Source organism: Streptomyces sp. NPDC037126 (assembly GCF_055605965.1).
Window position 1 is genome coordinate 1 of sequence record NZ_JBVJTD010000051.1, and the last position, 25,399, is coordinate 25,399.

General features: G+C 72.4%; 28 protein-coding genes and 1 pseudogene. 16 read left to right on the forward strand and 13 right to left on the reverse strand.

Going from position 1 to position 25,399, the window contains the following annotated elements; translation table 11 throughout:
- Window positions 1-205: 205 nt before the first annotated feature.
- Window positions 206-1,087 carry a DUF3558 family protein gene (locus ACZ7FF_RS43560; RefSeq protein ID WP_470820147.1) on the reverse strand — a complete coding sequence of 294 codons (882 nt, stop codon included), beginning with the start codon at window positions 1,085-1,087 and terminating at the stop codon, window positions 206-208.
- A gap of 141 nt (window positions 1,088-1,228) precedes the next feature.
- Window positions 1,229-2,098 carry a DUF3558 domain-containing protein gene (locus ACZ7FF_RS43565; RefSeq protein WP_470820149.1) on the reverse strand — a complete coding sequence of 290 codons (870 nt, stop codon included), beginning with the start codon at window positions 2,096-2,098 and terminating at the stop codon, window positions 1,229-1,231.
- A gap of 212 nt (window positions 2,099-2,310) precedes the next feature.
- Here ACZ7FF_RS43565 and ACZ7FF_RS43570 point away from each other — a divergent pair, with 212 nt between their 5' ends.
- Window positions 2,311-3,504 (forward strand): RtcB family protein, encoded by a 1,194-nt coding sequence (locus ACZ7FF_RS43570; RefSeq protein ID WP_470820151.1) that lies wholly within the window; start codon window positions 2,311-2,313, stop codon window positions 3,502-3,504.
- Window positions 3,505-3,575: 71 nt separating this feature from the next.
- Here the strand turns inward: ACZ7FF_RS43570 and ACZ7FF_RS43575 are convergent, their stop codons facing one another.
- The 3 genes from ACZ7FF_RS43575 to ACZ7FF_RS43585 all read right to left on the reverse strand — a co-directional run bounded on the left by ACZ7FF_RS43575 (window position 3,576) and on the right by ACZ7FF_RS43585 (window position 4,898).
- Entirely contained in the window at window positions 3,576-3,719 is a 144-nt protein-coding gene (locus tag ACZ7FF_RS43575; RefSeq protein ID WP_470820153.1) for a hypothetical protein, read from the reverse strand.
- Window positions 3,719-4,495, reverse strand: coding sequence for an SDR family NAD(P)-dependent oxidoreductase (locus ACZ7FF_RS43580; RefSeq protein WP_470820155.1), 777 nt, complete (start codon window positions 4,493-4,495; stop codon window positions 3,719-3,721). Before ACZ7FF_RS43580 ends, ACZ7FF_RS43575 begins: the two co-directional genes overlap by 1 nt.
- A gap of 64 nt (window positions 4,496-4,559) precedes the next feature.
- Complete coding sequence (locus tag ACZ7FF_RS43585; protein WP_470820156.1) at window positions 4,560-4,898, reverse strand: YnfA family protein; 339 nt, start codon at window positions 4,896-4,898, stop codon at window positions 4,560-4,562.
- A 120-nt stretch (window positions 4,899-5,018) separates the two neighbouring features.
- On the opposite strand from ACZ7FF_RS43585, the gene ACZ7FF_RS43590 reads away from it, so the two are divergent.
- A complete protein-coding gene (locus tag ACZ7FF_RS43590) occupies window positions 5,019-5,477 on the forward strand; it encodes a hypothetical protein (protein ID WP_470820189.1) in 459 nt (152 codons plus the stop codon).
- A 10-nt stretch (window positions 5,478-5,487) separates the two neighbouring features.
- Here ACZ7FF_RS43590 and ACZ7FF_RS43595 read toward each other — a convergent pair whose 3' ends face one another.
- The gene (locus ACZ7FF_RS43595) at window positions 5,488-5,919 is read right to left on the reverse strand and encodes a winged helix-turn-helix transcriptional regulator (RefSeq protein ID WP_470820157.1); all 432 of its coding nucleotides are present in this window, start codon (window positions 5,917-5,919) and stop codon (window positions 5,488-5,490) included.
- A 135-nt stretch (window positions 5,920-6,054) separates the two neighbouring features.
- Between ACZ7FF_RS43595 and ACZ7FF_RS43600 the strand changes: the two genes are divergently transcribed.
- The 5 genes from ACZ7FF_RS43600 to ACZ7FF_RS43620 all read left to right on the forward strand — a co-directional run bounded on the left by ACZ7FF_RS43600 (window position 6,055) and on the right by ACZ7FF_RS43620 (window position 11,110).
- Entirely contained in the window at window positions 6,055-6,945 is an 891-nt protein-coding gene (locus tag ACZ7FF_RS43600; RefSeq protein WP_470820158.1) for an NADP-dependent oxidoreductase, read from the forward strand.
- 98 nt (window positions 6,946-7,043) lie between these two features.
- Window positions 7,044-8,132 carry an LLM class flavin-dependent oxidoreductase gene (locus ACZ7FF_RS43605; RefSeq protein ID WP_470820159.1) on the forward strand — a complete coding sequence of 363 codons (1,089 nt, stop codon included), beginning with the start codon at window positions 7,044-7,046 and terminating at the stop codon, window positions 8,130-8,132.
- Window positions 8,129-8,701: an FMN reductase gene (locus ACZ7FF_RS43610; RefSeq protein ID WP_470820160.1), complete on the forward strand. Its 573-nt coding sequence runs from the start codon at window positions 8,129-8,131 to the stop codon at window positions 8,699-8,701. Before ACZ7FF_RS43605 ends, ACZ7FF_RS43610 begins: the two co-directional genes overlap by 4 nt.
- Before the next feature lie 237 nt (window positions 8,702-8,938).
- Complete coding sequence (locus tag ACZ7FF_RS43615; protein WP_470820162.1) at window positions 8,939-9,670, forward strand: response regulator transcription factor; 732 nt, start codon at window positions 8,939-8,941, stop codon at window positions 9,668-9,670.
- A complete protein-coding gene (locus tag ACZ7FF_RS43620; RefSeq protein ID WP_470820164.1) occupies window positions 9,671-11,110 on the forward strand; it encodes a sensor histidine kinase in 1,440 nt (479 codons plus the stop codon). It begins immediately after the preceding gene.
- Window positions 11,111-11,452: 342 nt separating this feature from the next.
- Here ACZ7FF_RS43620 and ACZ7FF_RS43625 read toward each other — a convergent pair whose 3' ends face one another.
- Together ACZ7FF_RS43625 and ACZ7FF_RS43630 are read right to left on the reverse strand one after the other, a co-directional pair.
- Window positions 11,453-13,270 (reverse strand): phosphatidylglycerol lysyltransferase domain-containing protein, encoded by a 1,818-nt coding sequence (locus ACZ7FF_RS43625; RefSeq protein ID WP_470820166.1) that lies wholly within the window; start codon window positions 13,268-13,270, stop codon window positions 11,453-11,455.
- A 106-nt stretch (window positions 13,271-13,376) separates the two neighbouring features.
- On the reverse strand, window positions 13,377-13,652 hold the full coding sequence (locus ACZ7FF_RS43630) for a hypothetical protein (RefSeq protein ID WP_470820168.1): 276 nt from the start codon (window positions 13,650-13,652) through the stop codon (window positions 13,377-13,379).
- Between the two features lie 89 nt (window positions 13,653-13,741).
- Between ACZ7FF_RS43630 and ACZ7FF_RS43635 the strand changes: the two genes are divergently transcribed.
- Window positions 13,742-14,572 (forward strand): M55 family metallopeptidase, encoded by an 831-nt coding sequence (locus ACZ7FF_RS43635; protein ID WP_470820170.1) that lies wholly within the window; start codon window positions 13,742-13,744, stop codon window positions 14,570-14,572.
- 277 nt (window positions 14,573-14,849) lie between these two features.
- On the opposite strand, the gene ACZ7FF_RS43640 is transcribed toward ACZ7FF_RS43635, so the two are convergent.
- Entirely contained in the window at window positions 14,850-15,482 is a 633-nt protein-coding gene (locus tag ACZ7FF_RS43640; RefSeq protein WP_470820171.1) for a CGNR zinc finger domain-containing protein, read from the reverse strand.
- An 82-nt stretch (window positions 15,483-15,564) separates the two neighbouring features.
- Between ACZ7FF_RS43640 and ACZ7FF_RS43645 the strand changes: the two genes are divergently transcribed.
- The 3 genes from ACZ7FF_RS43645 to ACZ7FF_RS43655 are packed head-to-tail and all read left to right on the forward strand — an operon-like array spanning window position 15,565 to window position 17,369.
- Entirely contained in the window at window positions 15,565-16,329 is a 765-nt protein-coding gene (locus tag ACZ7FF_RS43645; RefSeq protein ID WP_470820172.1) for an MBL fold metallo-hydrolase, read from the forward strand.
- A gap of 51 nt (window positions 16,330-16,380) precedes the next feature.
- Window positions 16,381-16,728, forward strand: coding sequence for a MerR family DNA-binding transcriptional regulator (locus tag ACZ7FF_RS43650; RefSeq protein WP_470820174.1), 348 nt, complete (start codon window positions 16,381-16,383; stop codon window positions 16,726-16,728).
- Window positions 16,704-17,369 (forward strand): peroxiredoxin, encoded by a 666-nt coding sequence (locus ACZ7FF_RS43655; protein WP_470820176.1) that lies wholly within the window; start codon window positions 16,704-16,706, stop codon window positions 17,367-17,369. Before ACZ7FF_RS43650 ends, ACZ7FF_RS43655 begins: the two co-directional genes overlap by 25 nt.
- A gap of 16 nt (window positions 17,370-17,385) precedes the next feature.
- Here ACZ7FF_RS43655 and ACZ7FF_RS43660 read toward each other — a convergent pair whose 3' ends face one another.
- Window positions 17,386-18,000 (reverse strand): TetR/AcrR family transcriptional regulator, encoded by a 615-nt coding sequence (locus ACZ7FF_RS43660; RefSeq protein WP_470820178.1) that lies wholly within the window; start codon window positions 17,998-18,000, stop codon window positions 17,386-17,388.
- Between the two features lie 68 nt (window positions 18,001-18,068).
- Between ACZ7FF_RS43660 and ACZ7FF_RS43665 the strand changes: the two genes are divergently transcribed.
- Window positions 18,069-18,680: a peroxiredoxin-like family protein gene (locus tag ACZ7FF_RS43665; RefSeq protein WP_470820179.1), complete on the forward strand. Its 612-nt coding sequence runs from the start codon at window positions 18,069-18,071 to the stop codon at window positions 18,678-18,680.
- Window positions 18,681-18,696: 16 nt separating this feature from the next.
- Here ACZ7FF_RS43665 and ACZ7FF_RS43670 read toward each other — a convergent pair whose 3' ends face one another.
- Both ACZ7FF_RS43670 and ACZ7FF_RS43675 read right to left on the reverse strand, forming a co-directional pair.
- On the reverse strand, window positions 18,697-20,094 hold the full coding sequence (locus ACZ7FF_RS43670; protein ID WP_470820180.1) for an FAD-binding oxidoreductase: 1,398 nt from the start codon (window positions 20,092-20,094) through the stop codon (window positions 18,697-18,699).
- A 434-nt stretch (window positions 20,095-20,528) separates the two neighbouring features.
- A complete protein-coding gene (locus ACZ7FF_RS43675) occupies window positions 20,529-21,569 on the reverse strand; it encodes an LAETG motif-containing sortase-dependent surface protein (RefSeq protein ID WP_470820182.1) in 1,041 nt (346 codons plus the stop codon).
- 160 nt (window positions 21,570-21,729) lie between these two features.
- Here ACZ7FF_RS43675 and ACZ7FF_RS43680 point away from each other — a divergent pair, with 160 nt between their 5' ends.
- On the forward strand, window positions 21,730-22,056 hold the full coding sequence (locus tag ACZ7FF_RS43680) for a hypothetical protein (RefSeq protein ID WP_470820184.1): 327 nt from the start codon (window positions 21,730-21,732) through the stop codon (window positions 22,054-22,056).
- Here ACZ7FF_RS43680 and ACZ7FF_RS43685 read toward each other — a convergent pair.
- A complete protein-coding gene (locus ACZ7FF_RS43685; RefSeq protein WP_470820186.1) occupies window positions 22,001-22,615 on the reverse strand; it encodes a hypothetical protein in 615 nt (204 codons plus the stop codon). The two genes, ACZ7FF_RS43680 and ACZ7FF_RS43685, sit on opposite strands and share 56 nt — an antisense overlap.
- A 297-nt stretch (window positions 22,616-22,912) precedes the next feature.
- Between ACZ7FF_RS43685 and hemL the strand changes: the two genes are divergently transcribed.
- The 3 genes and pseudogenes from hemL to ACZ7FF_RS43700 all read left to right on the forward strand — a co-directional run.
- Window positions 22,913-24,238 (forward strand): glutamate-1-semialdehyde 2,1-aminomutase, encoded by a 1,326-nt coding sequence (gene hemL, locus ACZ7FF_RS43690; RefSeq protein ID WP_470820187.1) that lies wholly within the window; start codon window positions 22,913-22,915, stop codon window positions 24,236-24,238.
- 50 nt (window positions 24,239-24,288) lie between these two features.
- The gene (locus ACZ7FF_RS43695) at window positions 24,289-24,948 is read left to right on the forward strand and encodes a histidine phosphatase family protein (protein WP_470820191.1); all 660 of its coding nucleotides are present in this window, start codon (window positions 24,289-24,291) and stop codon (window positions 24,946-24,948) included.
- 158 nt (window positions 24,949-25,106) lie between these two features.
- Window positions 25,107-25,399: pseudogene (locus ACZ7FF_RS43700) on the forward strand (hypothetical protein); the annotation flags it as partial.

Consider the following 25,399-nt stretch of genomic DNA (forward strand, 5'->3'; position numbering starts at 1 on the left):
GGACAGCCGCGTACGAGCCGGCGAAGCCGATGCCGGCGATGATCAAGGCGCCGGACACGACCACGCCGATGAGTATGCGGTGCATCCGAGTCAGCTGCAGTGGCGCGGCCACTCGTATTCCCCTCCCCTTGCGTGTTGTTGCGCGCAACAGGGTGGCACACGTGTGCGGCGAGCGTGGTGCCGGTCGGGTTGTAAGCCCTTTCGGTCAGTTCTTCCCGGCGGCCGACTTGGACGGAGAAGCACTGGTGGAAGGCGACTTGGAGGCCGACTTCGACGGGGCCTTGGAAGAGGGGGCCGCCGACGGTGAGGAGGACGAAGAGGACGTCGAGGACGAGCCGTTGGCGGACGAGACCGACGCCACGGCCTCCTTGACGGCCTGCTCCGCGGACTTGGTCAGGTCACCGGCGTCCGGCGTCTTGTCGCCCGCGAGGCCGGCCCCGTTGTAGTCGAGCGTGATGACCACGTTCTCGGCGCGGGCCACGACCGTCTGCTGCTTGAAGAGGCCTTCCTTCTTCTCCAGGTCGTAGCTCACGGCCGTCGCCTCCGTGCCCGCGCCGGACACCGGCACGGTCTTGGCGTTCTTCGCGCCGGACACCGCCTGGGCGTCCTTGACCTGCTGGGCGAAGTACGTGTGCGCCTGGGCGTCGGCCGAGCCGCGCGTGGCGTCGGAGTCGAAGCGCAGCAGGGAGACGTTCAGCCAGCGGAACTGCGAGCCCTTGACGCCGTTGTTGTCCAGGCTGCTCCAGGAGCAGGAGGAACGCGACGACGGATCGTCCGAACTGCCCTTCTTCGCATCCTTCGTCCCCTTCGGCACCAGATTGCCGAGGGTCTTGCCCGACAGCACCGTGCAGGGGTCGGGGAGCTTCTTGTACGCGGCCGCCTGCACGGTCGGAGAGGCGCTCGCCGAGGACTGCGTGCTGCCGCCCGACGACTGCTGGACGCTTCCGCCGGTGCCCTTGGCCTTGGAGTCGCCGGAGTCCGAGGAGCAGGCCGCCGTGATCAGCACCGCGGGAACGGCGGCCGCGCAGACAAGAGCGCGGCGCAGACGCCTGGTTCGCTGATCTCGCTGGGCACGGTCGTCTCGCATGGCTGCTCGCTGCATGGTTCCTTCACTCGTGACGCTCGGTGTTCGTGCGGGTTCCTGCGGGGCCACCGTACGCGGTGAAGGAGGTGTGCGGTTTCCGTTCGAGTGCTTTGGGTGCGGCGGCCGATGAGGGCGCGGCGGCCGTCAGCCGCCCAGGGCGTCGTCCAGTTGGGAGGCCAGTTTCCGGGCCTTGTCCTGCATTTCCTTGCTGTCGGGGACCGTTCCGGTGGCCATCGGCTGCTCCTCGTACTCGATGGTCACGACGACGTTGGACGTGCGGAACACCACAGTCACCGTCCGCTGCTCGGCCGTCGAACCGGACGTGCTCAGCTGGTCGTCGAGGTAGGCCTCGTCACCGAGATCGGAGAGCGTGCGCGGCTGGAGGTCGGCGGAGGGCGCGCCGGAGGAGGCCGAGGAGGACGAGGAGGACGAGGAATTCGAGGGGGCGGAGGAGGACGAGGGGGGCGCGGGGGCCGACGTGGAGGCGTCGGCGACCGGGGAGCCCGAGGGGGTGGCCGTCGGGCTGGGGCTCTGGGTGCCGGACGCCGCCGGGGAGCCGCTCGGCTCGGGCAGGTCGGCGGCCGTCTCCTGCCCCTCGAACAGCTGCTTCGCCTGGTCGTCGTCGCTGACCGCGTTGTCGTACGACACCACGCGCTCGAGGTCGACGGAGAGGCGGTCGGTGGCGTCGGTGGACTCGACCTTCCAGTGGCAGCCGACCTTGCGGTCCGTGTCGTAGGTGAGCTCGGCCTCGCCCTGGTAGGCCTTGTCCCGCTGGTCCGGGTCGGTGATCTGCCTGATGCCGGGCAGCAGCGCGTCGAGGGTGTCGTGGTCGACCGCGCCGCAGGGCTCGGGAAGGGTGCGGTACCTGCCGGGCTGGGCGACGGCCGCGGCCGTGCCGGTGCTGCCCGGGTTGGCGTTGTCGGTGGCGCTGTCGCCGCCGGAACCGCTCGTGCAGCCGGCCAGCAGCGCCGCGAGGAGGGCGGCGCTGCCGGATACGTACGCCTTCCGCTGCACGGTCGGGCTCCTCTCGACGGATCGCTCGGTGGTCCTCGGGGGTCACCGCGGGTTATTCGCTTGCCGTGGTGGGACGCCCCCTGGAGACAATGTGTATCGCACGCGCTGCCGTGGACGCCGGTCCCTTGTCCCTTTTCGTCGCGCTTGGCGCTGCTTTTCCTTATTGATGCTTTTAAGACTTTTGTTGTTGTTTCCGGGGGAATGGGGAAGACATGTCGTACGTGGAGATGCCGGGCGCGAAGGTGCCGATCCGGATGTGGACCGACCCGGCGACGGTGGAGGACGTGGCGCTGCGCCAGCTGCAGAACGTCGCCACCCTGCCGTGGATCAAGGGCCTGGCCGTGATGCCGGACGTGCACTACGGCAAGGGCGCGACGGTCGGCTCCGTCATCGCGATGCGGGGCGCCGTGTGCCCGGCCGCGGTCGGGGTGGACATCGGGTGCGGGATGTCGGCGGTCAGGACGTCGCTGACCGCGAACGACCTGCCGGGGGACCTGTCCCGGCTGCGGACGAAGATCGAGCAGGTCATCCCGGTCGGGCGCGGGATGCACGACGACCCCGTCGAGCCGGGCGACTTCCACGGGCTGGCCACCGGCGGCTGGGACGACTTCTGGGGCCGGTTCGACGGGGTCGCGGACGCCGTGAAGTTCCGTCAGGGGCGGGCGATCTCGCAGATGGGCACGCTCGGGGGCGGCAACCACTTCATCGAGGTCTGCGTGGACACGGCCGATTCCGTGTGGCTCATGCTGCACTCCGGTTCCCGCAACATCGGCAAGGAACTCGCCGAGCACCACATCGGCGAGGCCCAGAAGCTGCCGCACAACCAGGGCCTGGTCGACCGCGACCTCGCCGTCTTCATCGCGGACACCCCGCAGATGGCGGCCTACCGCAACGACCTGTTCTGGGCGCAGGAGTACGCCAAGTACAACCGGACGCTCATGATGGCGCTCCTGAAGGACGTGATCCGCAAGGAGTTCAAGAAGGCGAAGCCCACCTTCGAGCCGGAGATCTCCTGCCACCACAACTACGTGGCGGAGGAGCGGTACGAGGGCATGGACCTGCTCGTGACCCGCAAGGGCGCGATCCGGGCCGGCTCCGGCGACTACGGGATCATCCCGGGCTCGATGGGCACGGGTTCGTACATCGTGAAGGGCCTCGGCAACGAGAAGGCGTTCAACTCGGCCTCGCACGGCGCCGGCCGGCGGATGAGCCGCAACGCGGCCAAGCGGCGCTACTCGACCAAGGACCTGGAGGAGCAGACGCGGGGCGTGGAGTGCCGCAAGGACTCCGGCGTCGTGGACGAGATCCCGGGCGCCTACAAGTCGATCGACCAGGTCATCGACCAGCAGCGGGACCTGGTCGAGGTCGTGGCCAAGCTCAAGCAGATCGTCTGCGTGAAGGGCTGAGGAGCCCGGACCGGGATGTGACGGGGGATGTCACGGGCGGAGGCGCGCGAAGGCGCGCCTCCGCCCGTCGTTCATTTCGCGTGCCGGACCGCGTAGATCATGACGAAGGCGACGATGTGGATGCCGAAGAGGAAGTAGGCGAGGAAGTACCAGACCTTGCGTTCGTCCCTGGTCTCCTGGGCCAGACGGCGCTGTTCGGCGCTGTCCTCGGGCATCAGCGTTCCCGGTGGAGTTTGGTGTTGGAGGCCTGGGCGCGGGGGCGGACCACCAGGAGGTCGATGTTGACGTGGCTGGGGCGGGTCACCGCCCAGGTGATGGTCTCGGCGACGTCGTCGGCCGTGAGGGGCTCGGCGACGCCCTCGTAGACCTTGGCCGCCCGCTCGGTGTCGCCGCCGAAGCGGGTGAGGGCGAACTCGTCCGTCTTGACCAGGCCGGGCGCGACCTCGACGACGCGGACGGGCCGGCCGACGATCTCCAGGCGCAGGGTCTCGGCGAGGACGTGGGCGCCGTGCTTCGCGGCGACATAGCCCGCGCCGCCCTCGTACGTGCCGAGCCCCGCGGTCGAGGAGACCACCACGACCACGCCGTCACCGCTCGCCTCCAGGCTGGGCAGCAGGGCCTGGGTGAGGTTCAGGGTGCCGAGGACGTTCGTCTCGTACATCGAGCGCCAGTGCTCCGGGTCGCCCGTGGCCACCGGGTCCAGACCGAGCGCGCCGCCGGCGTTGTTGACCAGCACGCCGATGGTCTGGAAGGCCGTCGCGAACTCGTCGACGGCCGCACGGTCGGTCACGTCCAGCTGGTACGCCACCGCCGAGTGGCCCGCCTGGGTCAGCTCCTCGGCCAGGGCCTCGATGCGGTCCTTGCGGCGGGCGGTGAGGACGACGCGGTAACCGGCCGCGGCGAGCTGCCGGGCCGTCGCGGCGCCGATACCGCTGCTCGCACCGGTGACGACGGCGATGCGGGAGGCTGCGGACGGGGCGGGCGTGGCCATGGCTGCTCCTGTGGTCTGTCAGCTGGTCTGTCAGCGGTGGGGCTCCGTCCAGCCTAGGCGAGGGTCAGCCGCCGTTCCTCGGGGCCCACATGATCAGGGCCATGCCGGCGAGGCAGATCAGCGCCCCCGTGATGTCCCAGCGGTCGGGGCGGTAGCCGTCGGCGACCGCGCCCCACAGCAGCGAGCCGGCCACGAAGATCCCGCCGTACGCGGCCAGGATGCGGCCGAAGTGGGCGTCGGGCTGGAAGGTCGCGACGAAACCGTAGGCGCCGAGGGAGAGGACCCCGCCGGCCGCCCAGAGCCAGCCGCGGTGCTCGCGCACGCCCTGCCAGACCAGCCAGGCACCGCCGATCTCGAAGATCGCGGCGACGGCGAAGAGGGCGGCGGACCGGAGGACCTGCATGCGGGACAGCTTCGCACGCGGGCGACGTCACCTGTTCGAGGGCGCTGGGGCGGCGGCCCGCGTGGCATACATCCGTACACCGGACCGGATCGCGAGTGTGAAGTGGTGAGCGGCGTGCGGATGCGGAAGTGGATGGTGCCGGGGCTGTGCGCCGGTGCCCTCATGGCGCCCGGGGCCGCCGCGGCCGCTCCGGCGCCCGGGGCCGACCTGGCCTTTCACGGGACCGCCGTGATGAACGGGGACCAGGTGGAGGTGCGGCTCACCCCGCAGGACGACGGTCCCGGGCCGGTCCCCGGCGCCACGGTGCGGCTGCGCTGGTCGGTGGCGCTGGCCGATGCGCAGCGGCTGCCCGCCCGGTGCGCCCGGGAGGACGAGCGGACGGTGCTGTGCGGGACCGGGGCGCTGGCCGCGGACGAGCCGGGGGAGCAACTGCGGGTGCCGGTACGGCTGAAGGAGCGGCCGGCGGAGGTGACGGTCGGGATCGAGACCGCCTGGAGCGCGGGCGGGGTGGACAAGGACCGGACGAACGACCGGCTGAGCGTGCTCGTCCTCGACACCGGGGACGTCTACGCGTTCTGAGGCGTGTCGGTCAGGCCGGGGTCGCGGCGCCCGCCGTCTCCTCGTCCGCCTCCGCGTCGTAGCGTTCGCGGGCCGCGCGCACCTCGTCGAAGTGGGTCTCCGCCCACTGCTTCACGGCGGTCAGCAGGCCGGCGAGGCTGGTGCCGAGCGGGGTGAGCGCGTAGTCGACGCGGACCGGGACGGACGGGGTGACCGTGCGGCTGATGATGCCGTCGCGTTCCAGGGTGCGCAGGGTCTGGGTGAGCATCTTGGGGCTGACGCCGGCGATCCTGCGGCCGATGTCGCTGTAGCGCCTGGGGCCGGTGGCCAGGGCGGCGACGACCAGGCTGACCCACTTGTCGCTGAGCCGGCCGAGGAGCTGGTTGGTGGGGCACTCGCGCAGGAAGGCGTCGTAGTCGGCGCGGGCCTGCTCCCGCCGCTGGGCCGCCGTCTTGGTCGCCATGGGCTCTACCTCCGGGCAAAGCTACGCACTCTCAGGTAACTACTTACTGAAGGATAGTAGCTCTCCTAGGGTTGGTGCTGCGGGCGGGAAAGTCCCCGCTGAGTGCCAAGTTCCTTTGTAATCTGGAGAGTTGAGATGCGTGCTGCTGTCGTGAGGACGTTCGGTGGTCCGGAGGCCGTGGAGATCGCGGACGTGCCGCTGCCCGAGCCGGGTGCCGGGCAGGTGCGGATCAAGGTGGCCGCGAGTGCGCTGAACCCGGTGGACGCGGCCTCCCGCGCCGGTTTCTTCGGTGGCGCCGGCAAGGCCGTCGGGCTCGGCTGGGACGTGGCCGGCACGGTGGACGCGGCGGCGGTGGCCGCCGCCTGGACGGCGGGCGACCCGGTGGTGGCGCTGGTGCCGGGCGTGTCCGACCCGCTGGGCGCGCACGCGGAGTACGTCGTCGTGGACGCGGACGCCGCGGCGAAGGCGCCGGCCTCGGTGGACGAGGTGCACGCGGGCACGCTGCCGCTGAACGGGCTGACCGCGCTGCAGGCCCTGGACGTGCTGGACCTCGCGCCGGGGGCGTCCCTGCTGGTGACCGGTGCGGCCGGGGCGGTCGGCGGGTTCGCCGTGCAGCTGGCCGCGCACCGGGGGATCGAGGTCACCGGGCAGGCCCGCGCGGGCGACGAGGAGCTGGTGCGGTCGCTGGGTGCCGCGCACTTCACGGCCGACGGGGTCGAGCCGGGCGGTGTGGACGCGGTGCTGGACGCGGCGGTGCTCGGTGAGCCGGCCCTGGAGTGGGTGCGGGACGGGGGCGTGTACCTCGGCGTGCGGCCGGGCGCGCATCCGGGTCCGGTGCGCGGGGTGCGGACGGGCTCGGTGGGCGTCCGTGCGGACGGGGCGCAGCTGGCGGAGCTGGTCCGGCTGGTGGACGAGGGGGTGCTGACCCTGCGGGTGGCCGGGACCTACCCCCTGGGGGAGGCCGCGAAGGCGCACGCCCGGCTGGCCGGGGGCGGGGTGCGCGGGCGGCTGGTGCTGGTGCCCTGAGGGCCGGCCGCGGCCGGCCGAGGGGGTGGAATATCCAGGGTCGGGGGACCGTTCGGCAGGTATAGTTGAACGGTCAACAACCTGGAGGGTGAGCGACCATGCAGTTCGGGATCTTCACGGTCGGCGACGTCACGCCGGACCCCACCACGGGGCGTACGCCGACCGAGCGCGAGCGGATCAATGCCATGGTCGCCATCGCGCTCAAGGCCGAGGAGGTCGGCCTCGACGTCTTCGCCACCGGCGAGCACCACAACCCGCCGTTCGTGCCGTCGTCCCCGACGACGATGCTCGGCTACATAGCCGCGAAGACGGAGAGGCTCGTCCTCTCCACCTCCACCACCCTGATCACCACCAACGACCCGGTGAAGATCGCGGAGGACTTCGCGATGCTCCAGCACCTGGCCGACGGGCGGGTCGACCTCATGATGGGCCGCGGCAACACCGGACCGGTCTACCCCTGGTTCGGCAAGGACATCCGGCAGGGCATCAACCTCGCCATCGAGAACTACGCCCTGCTGCGCCGGCTGTGGCGCGAGGACGTCGTCGACTGGGAGGGCAAGTTCCGCACGCCCCTGCAGGGCTTCACCTCCACGCCCCGCCCGCTGGACGGCGTACCGCCGTTCGTCTGGCACGGGTCGATCCGCTCGCCGGAGATCGCGGAGCAGGCCGCGTACTACGGCGACGGCTTCTTCCACAACAACATCTTCTGGCCCGCCGACCACACCAAGCGGATGGTCGAGCTGTACCGGGCGCGCTACGCCCACTACGGGCACGGCACGCCGGAGCAGGCGATCGTCGGGCTCGGCGGTCAGGTGTTCATGCGGAGGAACTCGCAGGACGCGGTCCGCGAGTTCCGGCCGTACTTCGACAACGCGCCGGTCTACGGTCACGGGCCCTCCCTGGAGGAGTTCACGGACCAGACCCCGCTGACCGTGGGCTCGCCCCAGCAGGTGATCGAGAAGACCCTGGCCTTCCGGGAGTACGCCGGCGACTACCAGCGCCAGCTGTTCCTGATGGACCACGCGGGGCTGCCGCTGAAGACCGTGCTGGAGCAGCTGGACCTGCTCGGCGAGGAGGTCGTGCCCGTGCTGCGCAAGGAGTTCGCGAACGGCCGGCCGGCCGGGGTGCCGGAGGCGCCGACCCACCAGTCCCTGCTCACCGCCGAACGGAAGGAGACCGTGGCATGAAGCTCGTCGTCGTCTCTGCGGGACTGAGCGTCCCGTCCTCGACCCGGCTGCTGGGCGACCGGCTCGCGGCCGCGGTGGACCGGCGGACGCCGGTCGACGTCCAGGTGATCGAGGTGCGGGACCTCGCCGTCGAGATCGCCCACCACCTCACGAACGGGTTCCCGGGAAGGGCGCTGGCCGCCGCGCAGGACGCGGTGGCGGGGGCCGATGGCCTGATCGTCGTCACGCCGGTGTTCAGCGCGTCGTACAGCGGGCTGTTCAAGTCGTTCTTCGACGTGCTGGACAAGGACGCACTGGCCGGGAAGCCGGTGCTGATCGCGGCGACCGGGGGTACGGGGCGGCACTCGCTGGTGCTGGAGCACGCGCTGCGGCCGTTGTTCGCGTATCTGCGGGCGGTGGTCGTGCCGACCGGGGTGTACGCGGCCTCGGAGGACTGGGGCGCGGCGGGACTGGCGGAGCGGATCGAGCGGGCGGCGGAGGAGCTGGCGGCGCTGATGCCGGTCGCCGCGCGGGCCTCGGCGCCGGTGGTGGTGCCGTTCGCGGATCAGCTGGCGGCGCTGGAGTCCTAGACCGTCCCCGCCCACCCACCCGACTGGCCCGGCCGAGCAGGCACCGAGCGCCCGCGCCCTGGCGGTGTCGCCCCGGTCGGGTGGTGGGGGCGGCCCGGTGGCTCGGGGGTCGGTTGGTGAGAGGACGGTAGGCGTGGGCGTCCGGTTGCCCCTGTGACGGTGAGAGGCCGGTAAAAAGGGTGATCGTAGGCCCGCCCGTCCCGACCGAACCGCCGGAGGCCTTGGCAGACTGGGTGCGTGCCCCAGACTGTGCTGCTCGCTGAAGACGACCGTGCCATCCGCCACGCCCTCGAGCGTGCCCTGGCTCTGGAAGGGTACGAGGTGACGGCGGTCGCCGACGGTGTCGAGGCGCTGGCACAGGCCCACAAGACCCCGCCGGACGTCCTCGTGCTCGACGTGATGATGCCGGGCATCGACGGCCTGCAGGTCTGCCGGGTGCTGCGCGCCGAGGGCAACCGCACCCCGATCCTCATGCTCACCGCCCTGGTGGAGACCGCCGACCGCATCGCGGGACTGGACGCCGGCGCCGACGACTACGTGGTCAAGCCGTTCGACGTCGAGGAGGTCTTCGCCCGGCTGCGCGCCCTGATGCGCCGCACCAGCCCGGTCCCGGCCGGCCCGAGCGGCGCCGGTGGCGACACCGGCCGGGGCGACGTGCAGATCTCGGACCGGCAGATCGAGGCCGCCGGCATCCGCATGGACCTGCAGGCCCGCCGGGCCTGGCGCGGCAAGCGGGAGCTGGAGCTGACCCGCACCGAGTTCGAGCTGCTGGAACTGCTGGTGCGCAACGCCGGCATCGTGCTCGACCACTCCACCATCTACGACCGCATCTGGGGCTACGACTTCGGCCCCGGCTCCAAGAACCTCGCCGTCTACGTCGGCTACCTGCGCCGCAAGCTGGACGAGCCCGGCGCCCCGCAGCTGATCCACACCGTGCGGGGCGTGGGTTACGTGCTGCGGGAGGACTGAGTGGGGCGCCTGCGCCGGCTGCTGGCCCGGCGCCGGCCCAAGCTCGTCTCCCTGCGGACCACCTTCATGGTGTCGTTCGCCGCCGTCACCGCCGCCGTCACGATCCTCGTCGGCATCCTGTCGTACGGCTCGGCCGCGCGGCTGGTCCGCGTCGACCAGCAGTCGGTGTTCACCCAGGTCGTGCAGGACGTGCGTGACGAGGTCCGGCAGCACGAGATGGTGCCGGAGGACTTCTCCTCCTCCCGGCCGGGCCACGATCTGGTCCGGCCCGCCCGCACCGACGTACAGGTGCTCGGCGCGCAGGGGCAGATCGTCGACCACGGCAACCCGGTGCTGCCCGTCACCTCCCACGACAAGGCCATGGCGCTCGCGCGGTCGGCCGGCCGGGTGGTCGAGCACAAGGACGTCCGGGTCGACGAGGACCTGTTCCGCATCGCCACCGTCTCGCTCGGCGACGGGCGCGGCGCGGTCCAGGTCGCGCAGGAGTTCAGCGACACCGAGGACCTGCTGCGCACGCTCCAGCAGCGGACGCTGTACCTGATGTCGGCCGTCGTGGTGGCGGCCGGACTGTTCGGATGGTGGCTGGCCCGCCGGATCACCCGGCGTCTGGTGGTCCTCACCTCGGCCGCCGAGGACGTCGCCCGCACCCGCCGTCTCGGCATCGAGGTGCCCGTCGCGGGCCTCGACGAGGTGGGCAGGCTCGGGCGGGCCTTCGACCGCATGCTGGGCCGGCTCGCCCAGTCCGAGGAGGACCAGCGGCGCCTCGTCCAGGACGCCGGCCACGAACTGCGCACACCGCTGACGTCGCTGCGCACGAACATCTCGCTGCTGCGCAGGATCGACGAGCTTCCCCCGGACACCCGGGAGGAACTCGTCGCCGACCTCAGCCAGGAGGCGCGGGAGCTGACCGACCTGGTCAACGAGCTGGTCGACCTCGCCGCGGGGCAGTCCGACAGCGAGCCGCCGCAGCAGGTGGACCTCGCCGACATCGCCGAGGACGTGGTGGGGCTCGCGGGGCGCCGTACCGGCCGGGAGATCGTGCTGCGCCTCAGCGGCGACACGACGACCGACGGCCGGCCCGGCATGCTCCAGCGGGCCATCTCCAACCTGGTCGAGAACGCGGCCAAGTTCGACCGGTCCGGCAAGGCGCCCATCGAGGTCAGCGTCACCGGTCCGGCACGGCCGGGCACCGTGCGCGTGGAGGTGCTCGACCGGGGGCCCGGGATCGCCGAGGGCGACCTGATCCGGATCTTCGACCGCTTCTACCGGGCCGCCGACGCACGCTCACTGCCGGGTTCGGGCCTCGGTCTCTCCATCGTGCGCGAGGTCGCCATGGCCCACGGCGGCGCGCCGTTCGCCTACCGGCGCGAGGGCGGCGGCTCGGTCATCGGCTTCACCGTCGGCGGCGGCCTCTCGGGCGCGACCCGGGCCGGCGGCTGACGGAAGGGCCGAACGCCCGCGGGGGCGCCCGGTACGGATCTCACGGACGGGTGCCGAGGGGGGCGCCGGGTCCGTGCGGGCCTGAGGACGGGTGCCGAGGGGGGCGCCGGGTCCGTGCGGGCCTGAGGACGGGTGCCGAGGGGCGCCGGCCCCGACGTACGGGGTACGACCGGGGCGTATCGGATGGATGGGTCCGCGGAGGGCGCAGGCTTCCCGCGGTGGCCGCGGTCCGGCCGGCCGGGCGCCGGTGCGGAGAGGGCGGCGGCGTGGGCCGACCGGCTGCTTTCCGTGGTCGTACTCCGGCCGGTGAGCGGTGATCCAACCGCCCACCGGCCGGACCGGCTACGAGCCGCCGCGCAGTCTCGGCAGGGTGAGGAAGCCCTCCGCCTGGGCGCTGGCCAGGCCGATGCGCGGGATGTCGCTGGTCTTGGCGAAGAGCAGGAAGCGGGGCTCCCAGACCGGCCGGTACTTGGCGTTCGCGCGGTAGAGGGACTCGATCTGCCACCAGCGGGAGAAGAACGTCAGCGTGGAGCGCCACAGGCGCAGCACGGGGCCCGCGCCGAGCCGGGCGCCGCGTTCGAAGACCGAGCGGAACATCGCGAAGTTCAGCGACACCCGCTGGACGCCCAGCTCCTTCGCCTGCAGGAGGAGCTCCACGACCATGTACTCCATCAGGCCGTTCTCGCAGGCGCGGTCGCGGCGCATCAGGTCCAGCGAGAGGCCGTTCTCGCCCCAGGGGACGAAGCTGAGCAGGGCCCGGGGCTCGTCGTTCGCGTCCCGGCACTCCAGCATCACGCAGCGGCCGTCGGCCGGGTCGCCGAGGCGGCCCAGGGCCATGGAGAAGCCGCGCTCGGTGGCGCCGTCGCGCCAGTGGTCGGCGCGGTCGACGAGGAGCGCCATCTCCTCGGCCGGGATGTCCTCGTGGCGGCGGATGCGGACGGTGTACCCGGCCCGCTTGACCCGGTTGTGGGCCTGGCGGACCACACGCATCGCGCGGCCGTCCAGGGTGAAGTCGGCGAGGTCGACGATCGCCTCGTCACCGAGTTCGAGGGCGTCCAGGCCGTGCCGGGAGTAGACCGTGCCCGCCTCCTCGCTCGCGCCCATGACCGCCGGGATCCAGGCGTGCCTGCGGGCCTCGGCGAGCCAGGCGTCGATGGCGCCGGGCCAGGCCTCGGGGTCGCCGATCGGGTCGCCGGAGGCGAGGGAGACGGCGCCGACGACGCGGTAGGTGACCGCTGCCTTGCCGCTGGGGGAGAAGATCGCCGCCTTGTCCCGGCGCAGCGCGAAGTAGCCGAGGGAGTCGCGGGCGCCGTGCCGGTCGAGCAGTGTGCGCAGCTTCTCCTCGTCGTCCGTGGTGAGCAGCTCACGGCCGCGCGGGGAGCGGAAGCAGGCGTACAGGACGACGCAGAAGGCCACGGCGAGCAGCACGTTGACCGTGATGTCGGTCCAGCGGGGCGCGTGGACGTGCTCGATGCGGTCGGCGAACACGCCGACGCTGATGCCGCGCAGGTAGGTGTAGAAGATCTCGTCGGAGAGCCGGGCGCCGGGCAGTTTGTTGGTGGCGTGCACCAGCAGGGTGCCGAGGCCGCCCGTGACGAGCAGGCCGCCCGCGCCGACGGCGAGCGCCAGCTTCGGGTTGGAGGGGTCGCCGACCGCGTTGAACTCGCGCCGGCCGATCAGCAGGGCGGCGACGAACAGCCCGGTCAGGGCGGTGGAGACCCAGTTGAAGACGTGGTCCTGGTAGCGGTCCTGGGTGAGCCCGAGGACGTAGACCAGGAAGAGCGGGCCGGCGAGCAGGATGTTGGTCACCCACGCGGCCCGCTTGCGGCGCCGCATCACCAGCATGAGGAAGATCGCGAGCGCGGCCGAGACCAGGCCGCCGGTGGCCAGGTACGGCGTGAAGAAGGCGCCGGTGTGGTGCGGGTGGATCTGGTGCGGGGTGAAGAGCTTGCTGGTGTTGTGCTCGTGGACCTCCTGCCGGAACGGCAGCGACAGGACCGCGAGGATGTTGACCACGGCTATCAGCCGCAGGTACCACACAGTGGCCGAGGCCGCCGCCGCGCGCAGCCGGGGGCTGGGCGTGATGGGCGGGAACTCGCGGCGCGCTCCGCGCTGGGCGGGGATCTGTGTGGAGGTCGGTGCCGACTGCTGTGCGGGCATGGTGACTGGTCACCTTGAGGGAGGGGACGGGGCCTGTTCGACCCTACAACTTGTAGGTCGGTGTGGCTGGGTGGACTTCGGGAGAGGAGCGTACCGGTCCTGGTTCTTACCCGGCCCTTTCCGTGCCGCGCCGGGCGGCCGCCAGCGTCCACGCCAGGTTGCCCACCGCGGCTCCGGCCGCCACCGCGGCGACGATCACCCCGCCGGTCGCGAGGCCGTCACTGAACAGGTGGGGGCGCCGGTCGAGGCTGTGCAGGCCGAAGCCGCACAGCTCGTACACGCCGACGGCGGCGACGACGAGGCTGATGACGAGCACGGTCAGGGTCGGCGCGAGGCTGCGTGCGCAGACCGCCCCGCTGGGTTCCGTCTCCGTGTCCTGCATGGGGCCCCCGTTGAACTGACGTGTGAACGGCCCTGCGGCCATGGACGGTTGGGAACCTACAATACGTAGGGTCGGATAGGGTCGGTGCCATGCGCGTGTATCTGAGCGTCGACATGGAGGGTGTCACCGGGCTCGTGGACGCCGACGACGTCCAGCCGGGCGGCCGGGACTACGAGCGGGGACGCTCCATGATGGCCGAGGACGTGAACGCGGCCGTGCGCGGCGCGCTGACGGCGGGCGCGAGCACCGTGCTCGTCAACGACGCCCACGGTCCGATGCGCAACCTGCTCCCCGAGGCCCTGCACCCGGCGGCCCGCCTCGTGCGCGGCAAGCCCAAGCAGATGGGCATGCTGGAGGGCCTGACCGGGGAGTACGACGCGGCGCTCTGTGTCGGCTATCACTCCCGGGCGGGTGTCCTCGGCGTACTCAGCCACAGCTTCATGGGGCACGAGATCGAGGACATGTGGCTGGACGGCCGGCCGGTCGGCGAGATCGGCTTGGCGCATGCCACGGCGGCGGCCCTGGGGGTGCCGGTGGTGGCGCTCACCGGTGACGACACCGCCTGCGCCGAGATGTCGGCGTGGGACGCCTCGGTGGTCACCGTTCCCGTGAAGTACGCCCACGACCGGTTCGGGGCCGAGCTGCGGCCGGAGGCGGAGGCTCGCAAGGCCGTCGAGGACGCGGTCGTCCGGGCGCTGAGTCCGGCGCCCGGCCGTCCGGCCCCGTCCGACGCCGAGGTCACCCTCGCCGTCCGCTGGCAGTCCGCCTCCGTCGCCGCCACTCTGCTCGGCATCCCCGGTGTCACGGCCGAGGACAGCAGGACCGTCCGGGCGACCGGAGGCCTCCCCTCGCTGTACCGGCAGTTCGGTGTGTGGATGCGGGTCGCGGCGTCCCTCACCAGCCAGCCGCCGTACTGCTAGCGGGGTGATCGGGCCGCGGCGGCCTTCCGCGGCGGGGCCGGGCCCTCTCGCCGGCCTGCCGCTCCAGTGCCGGCCGGGCGGCTGCCGTACCGGTCGGCCCTCGTGCCGCCCGGACCGGGCCGGGGTGCCGCGGCCTGGAGGCGGCCGGTCGTGGGTGTGGCGGGTGTCGCACCGGTCGGATGGGCCGTACCACCGGACGCGCGGGGTGCCCGTCCCCGTCGGCCGTCTTACTCCCGGCGGGGTCCGGGGCGCGGCGGGAAGTCGTCGCCGGGTGCCGTCACTCGTGTGCCGGGGGTGCTTCGTCGGGCTTCGGCCGGGCTGTGCGGCGGGCGTAGGCGCGGGCCGCGCGGGCCCGGTCGCCGCAGCGGGTGGAGCACCAGTGGCGGCGGCCGTGGCGCAGCAGGTAGCGGTTGCACGGCGCGGATCCGCAGGCGGTGAGGCGATCGGCGTCGGGGCCGGTGAGCAGGCCCGCGGCGTCGGCGGCGAGCGCGGCCAGGGCGTGTTCCAGGATCTGGGTGGTCGGGTGGGAGGCCGCCCGGTACATGCCCCGCTCGGGGGACCAGTGCAGCAGTGAGGCGGCCGGGGCCCGGGTGAGCGCGTCGTTGACGGCGTTCAGCGCGCCGGCCGGGGGCGCCTGGCCCTCGACCCGCGCGGCGATCAGGGACCGGACGTGTTCGCGCAGGGAGCGCAGCTGGGCCGCGCATGTCTCCCGCAGGCCCGCGTCGGCCGGGGCGAGGGCGTGCCCGGTGAGCCAGCGGTTGGCCGCGGAGGGTGTCCCGAGCAGGTCGGCGAACTGGCCGCCGGGCAGGGCGATCGCGCTGTTGGCGAGGTCGAGCGCGGCGTACTGCTCCGCGCCGGGCGCAGGCTGAAGGGCCAGGTCGTCGGTCAGGCTTCCAGTCACGTGCCTCATGGTACGTCTTGCGCCCATCCGTGAGAACCGGTTAGCTTCTTCTCACGGACAAGACTTCCTTCAACCGTGAGGTCACATCATCATGAGTGCTGCAGCCGAGCCGGTCCCCGTACGCGTCCTCGGCGGTCCTACCGTCCTCATCGAGTACGGCGGCCTGCGTCTGCTGACCGACCCCACCTTCGACGGCCCGGGCGACTACCCCAGGGGCGAGGGCCGGTTCCTCACCAAGACCGCGCCGCCCCGCCTGGCGCGGGCCGACCTCGGACCGGTCGACGTCGTCCTGCTCTCCCACGACGAGCATCCCGACAACCTCGACCGCTCCGGCCGCGCCCTGCTCGCCGACGTACCGCGCACCCTCACCACGAGCGGCGGCGCCGCCCGCCTCGGCGGCACCGCCCGGGCCCTCGCCCCCTGGCAGTCCGTGGAGCTGGCCCGACCCGACGGCGGCGCCCTGACCGTCACCGGCGCGCCCGCCCTGCACGGCCCCGAGGGTGCCGAGGCGGTCACCGGCGAGGTCATCGGCTTCGTCCTCACCTCCGCCGACCTCCCCACCGTCTATGTCAGCGGCGACAACGCCTCCCTGGATCTGGTGAAGGAGATCGCCGGCCGGTTCGGCCCGGTGGACACCGCCGTGCTGTTCGCGGGGGCGCCCCGCGTGCCGGGCATCCTCGACGAGGCGCTGCTCGTCCTCGACGCCGCGGCGGCGGCGACCGCCGCCGGGCTCCTCGGCGCCCGCCGGGTCGTACCGGCGCACTGCGACAGCTGGGGCCACTTCACGGAGACCCGGCAGGACGTGGTCCGGGCGTTCACGGCGGCGGGCCTCGCGGACCGGCTGCAGTCGGCCTGACGGCCGCTCGCTCGACCCTGCCCCCGGGGGCAAGGTCTAGCGTGCTGTGTCGTGAGCGGTGAAGGCGGTGCACACGGCATGCGGATCGGCGAGCTGGCCCGCCGGGCCGGGGTGACGGTCAAGGCGGTGCGGTACTACGAGTCCCTCGGCCTGATCACCCCCGCCCGGCTGGCCAACGGCTACCGCAGCTACGGCGACGGGGACGTGCGCCTGGTCCACGAGATCGCGGCGCTGCGGCGGCTGGGCATCCCGGCCGAGCGCACCCGCCCGTTCCTGGACTGCCTGGCGGCCGGCGGCCGGCACGGTGACGACTGCCCGGCCTCGCTGGCCGGCTACCGCGAGGCGATCGACGAACTGACCGAGCGGATCGAGGCGTGTCCGCCCGGCGCACGGTGCTGATCTCCCAGCTGAACACCGCCGCGCACCGCAACGGCACGACCCCGAGGACGGGAAAGGAAGAGCCCACCATGGACGACTACCTGACGCTGCCGCCCGATCTGCCGGTGCCGCAGGACGACGGGGCCGCGGACCACCTCCCCGGTGCCGCGCTGCCGCCCCTCGCGCTGACGAGCACCCTGGGCCGGGAGGTGCGGCTGGACGAGCTCGGCCCCGGCCGGACCGTGCTCTACCTCTATCCCCTCACCGGGCGCCCCGGCACCGATCTGCCCGAGGGCTGGAACACCATCCCGGGCGCCCGGGGCTGCACCCCCGAGAGCTGTGGCTTCCGCGACCACTACCAGGACCTTCTCCAGGCTGGCGCCGGGCGCGTGTTCGGGCTGTCCAGCCAGGACGGCGACTACCAGCGCGAGGTGGTGGACCGGCTCCACCTCCCCTTCCCCATGCTCTCCGACCCCGGTCTCACCCTGGCCGAGGCGCTGGCCCTGCCGACCTTCGAGGTCGAGGGCAGGACCCTGTTCAAGCGGCTCACCCTCGTCGTCCGCGACGGCGCCGTCGAGCACACCTTCTACCCGGTCTTCCCGCCCGCCGGCCACGCCGAGCAGGTGCTCACCTGGCTGCGGGAGAACCCGGCACGCCGTTGACGGTGCGGGCCGGCCGTCAGCCGTCCAGGCCCCGGAGCAGGGCGGCGAGCCCGCCGAAGAACTCGTGTTCCGCGTCGACGGTGCGGGCGTGGTGGGCGGTGGCGGCCATCAGGGGGAACCCCTCGGGGGGCAACGACGAGATGGCGCGCGTGCCCGGGCCCGAGAGGGCGCCCAACTGCTCCAGTTGCAGGGCCCCGTTGACGTAGGCGACCAGGGCGCGCAGGGCGACGACCCGGTGCTCGCCCTCGAAGCCCGCGCTCGCGAGGACGCCGAGCACCGTCTCCGACCAGCGCAGCACGCCGAGCGAGTGGTGCCGGTGGGCGACCGTCAGCGGGACGGCCGAGGGGTGCGCGCGCAGCGTGTCCCGCACCCGCCGCACCAGGACCTCGATCCGCTCCTGCCACGGCGGCCCGGCGGCCGGCGGCTCCGTGTCGACGGCCGCGAGCACGGACTCGACGACGAGCAGTTCCAGTTCCTCGCGGTCGCGCACATACCGGTAGAGCGCCATCGTGCTCATGCCGAGCTCCTTGGCGACCGTGCGCATGGACAGCCCGGCCAGCCCGTCGCGGTCGAGGACGGAGAGCGCGGCGGAGGCCAGCCGGTCATGGCTGAGGGAACGGGGTCGTGGCATGGCGGTTGACAGCGTACGGCATACGCCTAACCTCGTAGGTGTACGACGTACGCCTACGAAGGAGGCAGATGTCGATGTCCCCGTCCCTGCCCCGGGGGCCCCTGGTCCCCGGCTCGCCGGTCGGCCCCCGCACCCTCACCCCGATCCTCGGCCCACCGGTCGCGGTCCCGGACCCCGGGCGGCTGGTCCATCTCCAGTTCCGGCGCTTCGCCGGCTGCCCGGTCTGCAATCTGCATCTGCGTTCCGTCGTGCTCCGGCACGCGGAGATCGAGGCGGCCGGGATCCGGGAGGCCGTCGTCTTCCACTCGCCCGCCGGGGAGCTGCGGGAGCACGTCGCCGACCTTCCCTTCGCCGTCGTCGCCGATCCCGGCAAGCGGCTGTACGCCGAGTTCGGCGTGGAGTCGGCGCCCCGCGCCCTGCTGGACCCTCGGGTGTGGGGGCCGGTCGCCCGGGCGGTGTCGCGCAGCGCGTGGGCGATCCTGCGCGGGCGCGAGCGCGGACCGGCCGCCCGCCCGCACGGGGGACGGCTCGGCCTGCCCGCCGACTTCCTGATCGGGAGCGACGGCCGCGTGCGCGCCGTCAGGTACGGCGAGCACGCCTACGACCAGTGGTCGGTCGACGAACTCCTGGAGCGGGCGGACGAGGCCCGCCGCCCGGACCCCGCCCGCCTCGCCCGCTGACGACGGGCCGCCGCCCTCAGAACCCCATGGGCAGGATGTTCTGGTTGGCGTGGAAGAAGTTCTCCGGGTCGTAGGCGCGTTTGACCTGGGCCAGGCGGTCGTAGTTCCCGCGGTAGGTGGCCCGGACCCGGTCGGCACTCTCCTCCTCGCCCAGGAAGTTGATGTACGCCCCGCCCATGGAGTGGGGGTGCAGATCGGTCCAGTAGTCGACGCACCACTGCCGGACCAGGCCGGCGTTGGCGGGATCGGGGTCGATGCCGGCGACGACCCCGGACCACACGGCGTCCCGGTAGGCCCAGGCCGTGTCGTCGGCGGGGGTCCGGCGGGTCGCTCCGTCGACCGGGTAGAGGTGCATCGTCGACAGGCCGGTGGGGAGGTTCTGGCCGTACTTCTCGTGCACCGCCACGGCGTCGTCGGAGATGGTGTCGAAGAAGTCACCGCGCCAGTACCACTGCAGCCCCTTGGGGAGCAACTGGTCGAACATGGTCTGGAGGGCGGGGTACGGCATCGGCGTGGTGAAGTGGAAGACGGGCGGCCCGGGCGCGTTCACGACGGTCAGCACCTTCTCCAGGCGGTCCTGGTCCAGATCGCCGGTGTAGCACCACACCACGCCGCACACCTTCCGCCCGTGGATCGGCTCGGGGAACGGCGGCGCGGGCGGCACGGTCAGCAGCGCGAAGAAGCCGTAGACCTCCTCCGGCGCGGCGGGCAGGAACTCCCGGTACCACTGGAGCACTTCACGCACCTGGTCCACGGGCCAGAACGTCACCGCGACCCCGACCGCGTCCACCGGGTGCAGTTGGAAGGTGAAGGAGGTGACGACACCGAAGTTGCCGCCGCCGCCCCGCAACGCCCAGAGCAGGTCCGGGTGTTCGTGCTGCGAGGCGGTGACGAACGTGCCGTCGGCGAGGACGACGTCCGCGGACACCAGGCTGTCGACGGTCAGGCCGTACCGGCGGGTGAGGTACCCGTGGCCGCCGCCGAGGGTGAGACCGCCGACGCCGGTGGTCGACATGATCCCGGCCGGCACGCCCAGGCCGAAGGTGTGCGTCGCGTGGTCCAGGTCCCCCAACTGGCTTCCGCCGCCCACCCGCGCGGTCCGCGTCGCGGGGTCGAGGTGCACCCAGCGCATCGGCGAGAGGTCGAGCGTCAGGGCGCCGTCGACGAGGCACAGACCCGGCCCGCTGTGCCCGCCGCCGCGCACCGCCACCTGCACGTCCACGTCCTGGGCGAAGGAGAGCACGGTCCGTACGTCCGCTACGTCGACGCATCCGGCGAGCGCCGCGGGACGCCGGTCGATCATGGCGTTGTAGATGCCGCGCGCCTCGTCGTAACCGGGGTCCCCCGGCGCGACGACGGGCCCCCGCAGTGACTCACGCAGGCTGTCGAGAGCAGCCTCGTCGATGACGCCCATGGCCGACCACCTCTGCTTCCGCGCGTGACGCGCGGACGGACGTGAACGCGCGACGTCCGGGCGGGCTGCGGGGGCGTGATACGCGGATCCGTTCGCGCCGGTGATGAAGGAGCAGGGAACAGCGCCCCGCCGAGCTTCATTCTCCGCTCCCCGCCGGCCATCCGCATGCCGACGGACCGCGGCCGTTCCCCGGTTTCGGGCGGTCTTGCGCATGTCGGCGGGCCGGGGCTGTTCTCCGGTTTCTCGCGGCCTTAGGCAGTCTGGCGGACCGGGGCCGATCTCCGGTTTCCGGCTGTCTTGCGCGTGGCGGTGGGCCGGGCCGTGCGGCCCGCGCGACCGCGGGGGCGGACGCGCGGACCTACGGCGGTGCGGGCGGGTCGCCGTCAGGTGGCGGTGCCGATGCCCGTGCACCTACGGCTGGGCGGGCGCCCTCGTCAGACCGTGGCGCCCGGGCCCGCGGACCTGCGGCGGCGCACCACGAACACCGCGCCCGCGCCGAGGGCGACGGCCGCGCCCCCGGTCAGGGCGAGCACGGGCAGCGCGGTGCTGGAACCGGTCTCGGCGAGGTGCCCCTGGGGCTCGATCCGCGTGTTGCCGGACGGCTGCTTGGGAAGCGGCTTCCGGCCGCCCTGCGGCTTCGCGTCACCGGGGTGGCCGGGGGCGGAGCCCGCCTTGAGGATGTCGAACTGGTAGTAGCTCTCACCGCTGTCGGACATGACGCAGTTGCCCTTGGCGTCGGCGTACATGCCGATGCTGATGGCGTAACCGAGACCGGCCGGGGCGGAGCCGTCCACGGCCAGGCGCAGATCGATGGTGAAGGACTCGTGGGGCTTGACGTCGGTGTAGCCGAGGTAGCCGGCGCCCTCGTCGTTCTCGTCCAGGGAGATGTCGGTCCACTTGCCGGACGACGGGTCCTTGTACTGCAGGCTGAGGTGGCTGGTGTCGATGAAGTAGGACGCCTCGTCCATCTGGGCTGTGAACACACCGAGGTCGACGCGCTGGTAGGAGAGGTCGCCGGTGTTGTCCACCGTCAGCCGGAAGCCGTGGAAGCCGCTGCCCGCCACGATCTTGGAGGGCAGTCCGGAGAGGTAGGTGTGCAGGTCGGTGTCGATGCTGGGGTGGTCGCTGTCGCACTCGAACGGGCCCGTGGACTCGGACGCGGAGGGCGAGGGGGTGGCGGACACCGAAGCCGAGGCCGGCGCGGACGCCGCGGCGCTGGAGGAACCGGACTGTGCGGCGGCGGGAGCGGACGCGTCGGCCGCCGGCGTGTCGTCGCCGGCCGCGGGGGTCGTCCCGTCCGCGGCCGGGGTGGTGTCCTCGGCGGCGGGAGTGGTGTCGTCCGCGGCGGGGATCGTCTCGGCGGCGGTGGGCGAAGAGCTGTCGTCCGTGGCGTAGGCGGCCGGGGCCGCGAGCAGGACGGCCGGGGCCATGGCGGCCGTCGCGGCGGCGAGAGCCAGGGAGCGGCGAAGCTTCATGCGAACCTCGTGGGCAGGAGTGGCCGAAAGCGTACGCACAGACGACCCGCGGGCCATGAGAAGGGTTGTTCGAAATTCAACACTCACCTGTGTGACCCGCGGCACAGTGGTGGTCCGGATCGGGGCTTTTCGCCCAAAAGATGGCCCATACACTGCCGGGGTGGGCCTGGACCATGCCTCGCTGACCTCTCTGGCCGCCCTCGGCGACGCCACGCGGATCTCCCGCGGCGGCCTGCGACAGCAGCGGACCGGCACGACCCGTTTCCCGGCGCCGCTGGTCTTCGGCCACTTCCTGCTGGCCGCGGCCGGGCTCATGGTCCGGATCGTCCACCTCGCCACCGACCGCGGGGCGCTGGCATGCGGCCCTCGGAGTCGGCGGCAGCTGACGAAGGCGGGGCCCGAGCCCCGCCCCACCACGACGGAAGGTCAGCTCAGGGCCACACCAGGCAGTACGGCTGATGCCCCGCCTCATGGAGCCGGTGGCTGAAGTCCTGCCATTCGTGGAGGAGCTGGTAGACGTTGAAGGCGTCCCGGGGGCCGCCGCGGTCGGGGACCGTGGACCAGATGAAGGCCGCCGCGCCGACCGCTTCCTCGCCGATGCCGCGCAGGGGGTCGACGACCGTCATGGGGAGCTTGACGACGGCGTAGTCGGGGTGCAGGACGACCAGTTCGAGGGGCGGCACCTTGTGCAGGGGCACGCCTTCGATGCCGGTCAGCACCATGGCCGCCATGGTCTCGGGCTTGATCTTGGTGAACATGCCGTTCATGCCCAGCTCGTCGCCGCCGAGCTCCTCGGGACGCATCGAGATGGGGACGCGGGCCGCGGTCGCGCCGTCCGGTGCGCCGAAGTACTTGTACGTCACCCCCACCCGACCACCATTCCTGCTCCCCGCCCTCAGGCGGTCGTGCCCCTCGGGCTCGCCCGGTACACCCTGTGTCCGACGTGCTTCGGTCGCTTCCTCAGCCTCGCGCCGGTGCCTTCCCCGCCGGGCACGTCGAGGACCCAGGTCATCAGTCCCCTCGCCCAGTCCGCCACCGCGATGCATATCTCCACCCGACTGCTTTTCTAGGACGCGTGGCCCCCGCCGCGCAACCCGATCATCGTGTCAGTGACCTCCCCCACGCCCGCCCGGCGAAACGTGCGGTGGAACAACAGTCCACGGGGATCTTCCCGGCCCCCGATCATTACGTGCGTAGGCGCTGTGTGTATCAGGTGTCAGTCTCGCAGATGGCGGATGACGGTGCTGCGGACCCGAGGCCGGAGGCCCGGTGGCCGGGCCGCGGCCTACCCTGAGGGGGTCACAACGCAACCGGAGTCAGAGAAGCCGGAGAAGTCGCACGTCATGAGTGCCCAGAGCGAAACGCCCTATCCGTACGAAGCGCCCGCCTCCCAGGCGCTCTTCGACCGTGCCTCCGCCGTCACGCCCGGTGGTGTGAACTCCCCGGTGCGCGCCTTCCGCGCCGTCGGCGGCACGCCCCGGTTCATGGTGTCGGGCCGGGGCCCGTACCTCACCGACGCCGACGGACGCGAGTACGTCGACCTCGTGTGCTCCTGGGGTCCCATGATCCTCGGGCACTCGCACCCCGAGGTCATCGCCGCCGTCCAGGAGGCCGTCGCCCGGGGCACGTCCTTCGGCACCCCCGGTGAGGGCGAGGTCGCGCTCGCCGAGGAGATCGTCGCCCGGGTCGGGCCCGTGGAGCAGGTCCGGCTCGTCAGCAGCGGGACCGAGGCGACGATGTCCGCCATCCGCCTCGCGCGCGGTTTCACCCGGCGCTCCAAGGTGATCAAGTTCGCCGGCTGCTACCACGGGCATGTGGACTCGCTGCTCGCCGCGGCCGGCAGCGGCGTCGCCACCTTCGCGCTGCCCGACACGCCCGGTGTCACCGGTGCGCAGGCCGGGGACACGATCGTGCTGCCGTACAACGACCTGGAGGCCGTGCAGGAGGCCTTCCACCGGCACCCGGGCGAGATCGCCTGTGTGATCACCGAGGCCTCGCCCGGCAACATGGGTGTCGTGCCGCCGGCCCCCGGGTTCAACCAGGGGCTCCTGGACGCCTGCCACAAGAACGGCGCGCTGTACATCTCCGACGAGGTGATGACCGGCTTCCGTACCAGCCGCGCCGGCTGGTACGGGATCGACGGGGTCGCGCCGGACCTGATGACCTTCGGGAAGGTCATGGGCGGCGGCTTCCCCGCCGCCGCGTTCGGCGGCCGGGCCGACGTCATGGCGCACCTCGCGCCCGCCGGGCCGGTGTACCAGGCCGGCACGCTCTCCGGGAACCCCGTCGCCACCGCCGCCGGGCTCGCCCAGCTGCGGCTCCTCGACGCCGCCGCCTACGAGAAGGTCGACGCCGTCTCGGCGCAGATCCAGTCCCTGGTCACCGAGGCGCTGAACAAGGAGGGCGTCGCGCACCGGCTGCAGACGGCGTCCAACATGTTCTCGGTGTTCTTCACCGACCGTCAGGTGCGCAACTACGAGGACGCCAAGCGGCAGGAGTCGTTCCGCTTCACCGCGTTCTTCCACTCGCTGCTGGCGAACGGCGTCTACCTGCCGCCGTCGTCCTTCGAGTCCTGGTTCGTGTCCACGGCCCACGACGAGCGGGCCATCCAGAAGATCGCCGACGCCCTTCCGGCGGCGGCCCGGGCGGCTGCGGAGGCCACCGCGTGAGCAACAGTGCCGGCTACGCCAACGAGAAGGACGTCACCGTCGTCCACCTGATGCGGCACGGCGAGGTCGCCAACCCGGACGGGATCCTCTACGGGCGGCTGCCCGGGTACCACCTGTCCGAGCTGGGGCGGCAGATGGCCGACCGGGTCGCCGAGCACCTCGCCCCGCGGGACGTCACCCACGTGTGCGCCTCGCCGCTGGAGCGGGCGCAGGAGACGGCGACCCCGATCGCCAAGGCGCACGGCCTCGACCTGGACACCGACGAGCGGCTGATCGAGGCCGACAACGTCTTCCAGGGCAAGACCTTCGGCGTCGGCGACGGCGCGCTGCAGCGGCCCGAGAACTGGAAGCACCTGGTCAACCCGTTCCGGCCGTCCTGGGGCGAGCCGTACATCGACCAGGTCGTGCGGATGACGGCCGCGCTGAACGCGGCCAAGGACCGGGCGCGCGGGCACGAGGCGGTGCTGGTCAGCCATCAGCTGCCGATCTGGATCGTGCGGTCGTACGTCGAGCGGCGGCGGCTGTGGCACGACCCGCGCAAGCGGCAGTGCACGCTCGCGTCCCTGACGACCTTCACGTACCTGGGTGACAAGATCGTGTCCGTCGGCTACAGCGAGCCGGCCATCGACCTCGTCCCGGCGCACCTGCGGGCCGGCGCCAAGCCCCAGAAGGGCAAGGGCACGGCCCAGGGGAAGGCCTTCGGGGCCTGAAACCGGCCCGGTCCGCCGTCGATTGACGAGCCGTCAGGTATGACTTAGATCGTTTTTGCCGGGATTATTGCGAAAAACATAAGAATGAGCGGAACTTCCCCGGTCGTCGCGCCCTCTCACAGGGTGACCACAGCAGGCGCGATGAATCGGGGATCTCCATGCGCACCGTCTCCCGGACCCTCTCCCGCAGGGGAATGCTCGGCCTCGGCGCGGGGGCGGCCGCGGCCGCCACGCTCGCCGGCTGCGGGAGCCTCAAGTCATCGGACGACGGCGGCCACTCGGACGGTTCCGGCGGGGGGAAGAACGGACAGGACGGCGGGAGCGGCGCGCCCGCGGGCCGGCCCATCGGCGACGGCTCGACGTCCTTCACCGGCAAGCAGCCGCATCAGCCGGCCAGGCCCGTGCCGCTGGAGCCGGGTCAGACCCCGCCGCAGTTCGTGATCTTCTCCTG

What these genes read in the sequence shown, in the direction of transcription:
- ACZ7FF_RS43560 (WP_470820147.1), bottom strand. Translation starts at nt 1,087, where the DNA reads ATGCGAGACGACCGTGCCCAGCGAGATCAGCGAACCAGGCGTCTGCGC.
- ACZ7FF_RS43570 (WP_470820151.1), top strand. Translation starts at nt 2,311, where the DNA reads ATGTCGTACGTGGAGATGCCGGGCGCGAAGGTGCCGATCCGGATGTGG.
- ACZ7FF_RS43575 (WP_470820153.1), bottom strand. Translation starts at nt 3,719, where the DNA reads ATGCCCGAGGACAGCGCCGAACAGCGCCGTCTGGCCCAGGAGACCAGG.
- ACZ7FF_RS43580 (WP_470820155.1), bottom strand. Translation starts at nt 4,495, where the DNA reads ATGGCCACGCCCGCCCCGTCCGCAGCCTCCCGCATCGCCGTCGTCACC.
- ACZ7FF_RS43585 (WP_470820156.1), bottom strand. Translation starts at nt 4,898, where the DNA reads ATGCAGGTCCTCCGGTCCGCCGCCCTCTTCGCCGTCGCCGCGATCTTC.
- ACZ7FF_RS43590 (WP_470820189.1), top strand. Translation starts at nt 5,019, where the DNA reads ATGCGGAAGTGGATGGTGCCGGGGCTGTGCGCCGGTGCCCTCATGGCG.
- ACZ7FF_RS43595 (WP_470820157.1), bottom strand. Translation starts at nt 5,919, where the DNA reads ATGGCGACCAAGACGGCGGCCCAGCGGCGGGAGCAGGCCCGCGCCGAC.
- ACZ7FF_RS43600 (WP_470820158.1), top strand. Translation starts at nt 6,055, where the DNA reads ATGCGTGCTGCTGTCGTGAGGACGTTCGGTGGTCCGGAGGCCGTGGAG.
- ACZ7FF_RS43605 (WP_470820159.1), top strand. Translation starts at nt 7,044, where the DNA reads ATGCAGTTCGGGATCTTCACGGTCGGCGACGTCACGCCGGACCCCACC.
- ACZ7FF_RS43610 (WP_470820160.1), top strand. Translation starts at nt 8,129, where the DNA reads ATGAAGCTCGTCGTCGTCTCTGCGGGACTGAGCGTCCCGTCCTCGACC.
- ACZ7FF_RS43625 (WP_470820166.1), bottom strand. Translation starts at nt 13,270, where the DNA reads ATGCCCGCACAGCAGTCGGCACCGACCTCCACACAGATCCCCGCCCAG.
- ACZ7FF_RS43630 (WP_470820168.1), bottom strand. Translation starts at nt 13,652, where the DNA reads ATGCAGGACACGGAGACGGAACCCAGCGGGGCGGTCTGCGCACGCAGC.
- ACZ7FF_RS43635 (WP_470820170.1), top strand. Translation starts at nt 13,742, where the DNA reads ATGCGCGTGTATCTGAGCGTCGACATGGAGGGTGTCACCGGGCTCGTG.
- ACZ7FF_RS43640 (WP_470820171.1), bottom strand. Translation starts at nt 15,482, where the DNA reads ATGAGGCACGTGACTGGAAGCCTGACCGACGACCTGGCCCTTCAGCCT.
- ACZ7FF_RS43645 (WP_470820172.1), top strand. Translation starts at nt 15,565, where the DNA reads ATGAGTGCTGCAGCCGAGCCGGTCCCCGTACGCGTCCTCGGCGGTCCT.
- ACZ7FF_RS43660 (WP_470820178.1), bottom strand. Translation starts at nt 18,000, where the DNA reads ATGCCACGACCCCGTTCCCTCAGCCATGACCGGCTGGCCTCCGCCGCG.
- ACZ7FF_RS43665 (WP_470820179.1), top strand. Translation starts at nt 18,069, where the DNA reads ATGTCGATGTCCCCGTCCCTGCCCCGGGGGCCCCTGGTCCCCGGCTCG.
- ACZ7FF_RS43670 (WP_470820180.1), bottom strand. Translation starts at nt 20,094, where the DNA reads ATGGGCGTCATCGACGAGGCTGCTCTCGACAGCCTGCGTGAGTCACTG.
- ACZ7FF_RS43675 (WP_470820182.1), bottom strand. Translation starts at nt 21,569, where the DNA reads ATGAAGCTTCGCCGCTCCCTGGCTCTCGCCGCCGCGACGGCCGCCATG.
- ACZ7FF_RS43685 (WP_470820186.1), bottom strand. Translation starts at nt 22,615, where the DNA reads ATGCATCGCGGTGGCGGACTGGGCGAGGGGACTGATGACCTGGGTCCT.
- hemL (WP_470820187.1), top strand. Translation starts at nt 22,913, where the DNA reads ATGAGTGCCCAGAGCGAAACGCCCTATCCGTACGAAGCGCCCGCCTCC.
- ACZ7FF_RS43695 (WP_470820191.1), top strand. Translation starts at nt 24,289, where the DNA reads ATGCGGCACGGCGAGGTCGCCAACCCGGACGGGATCCTCTACGGGCGG.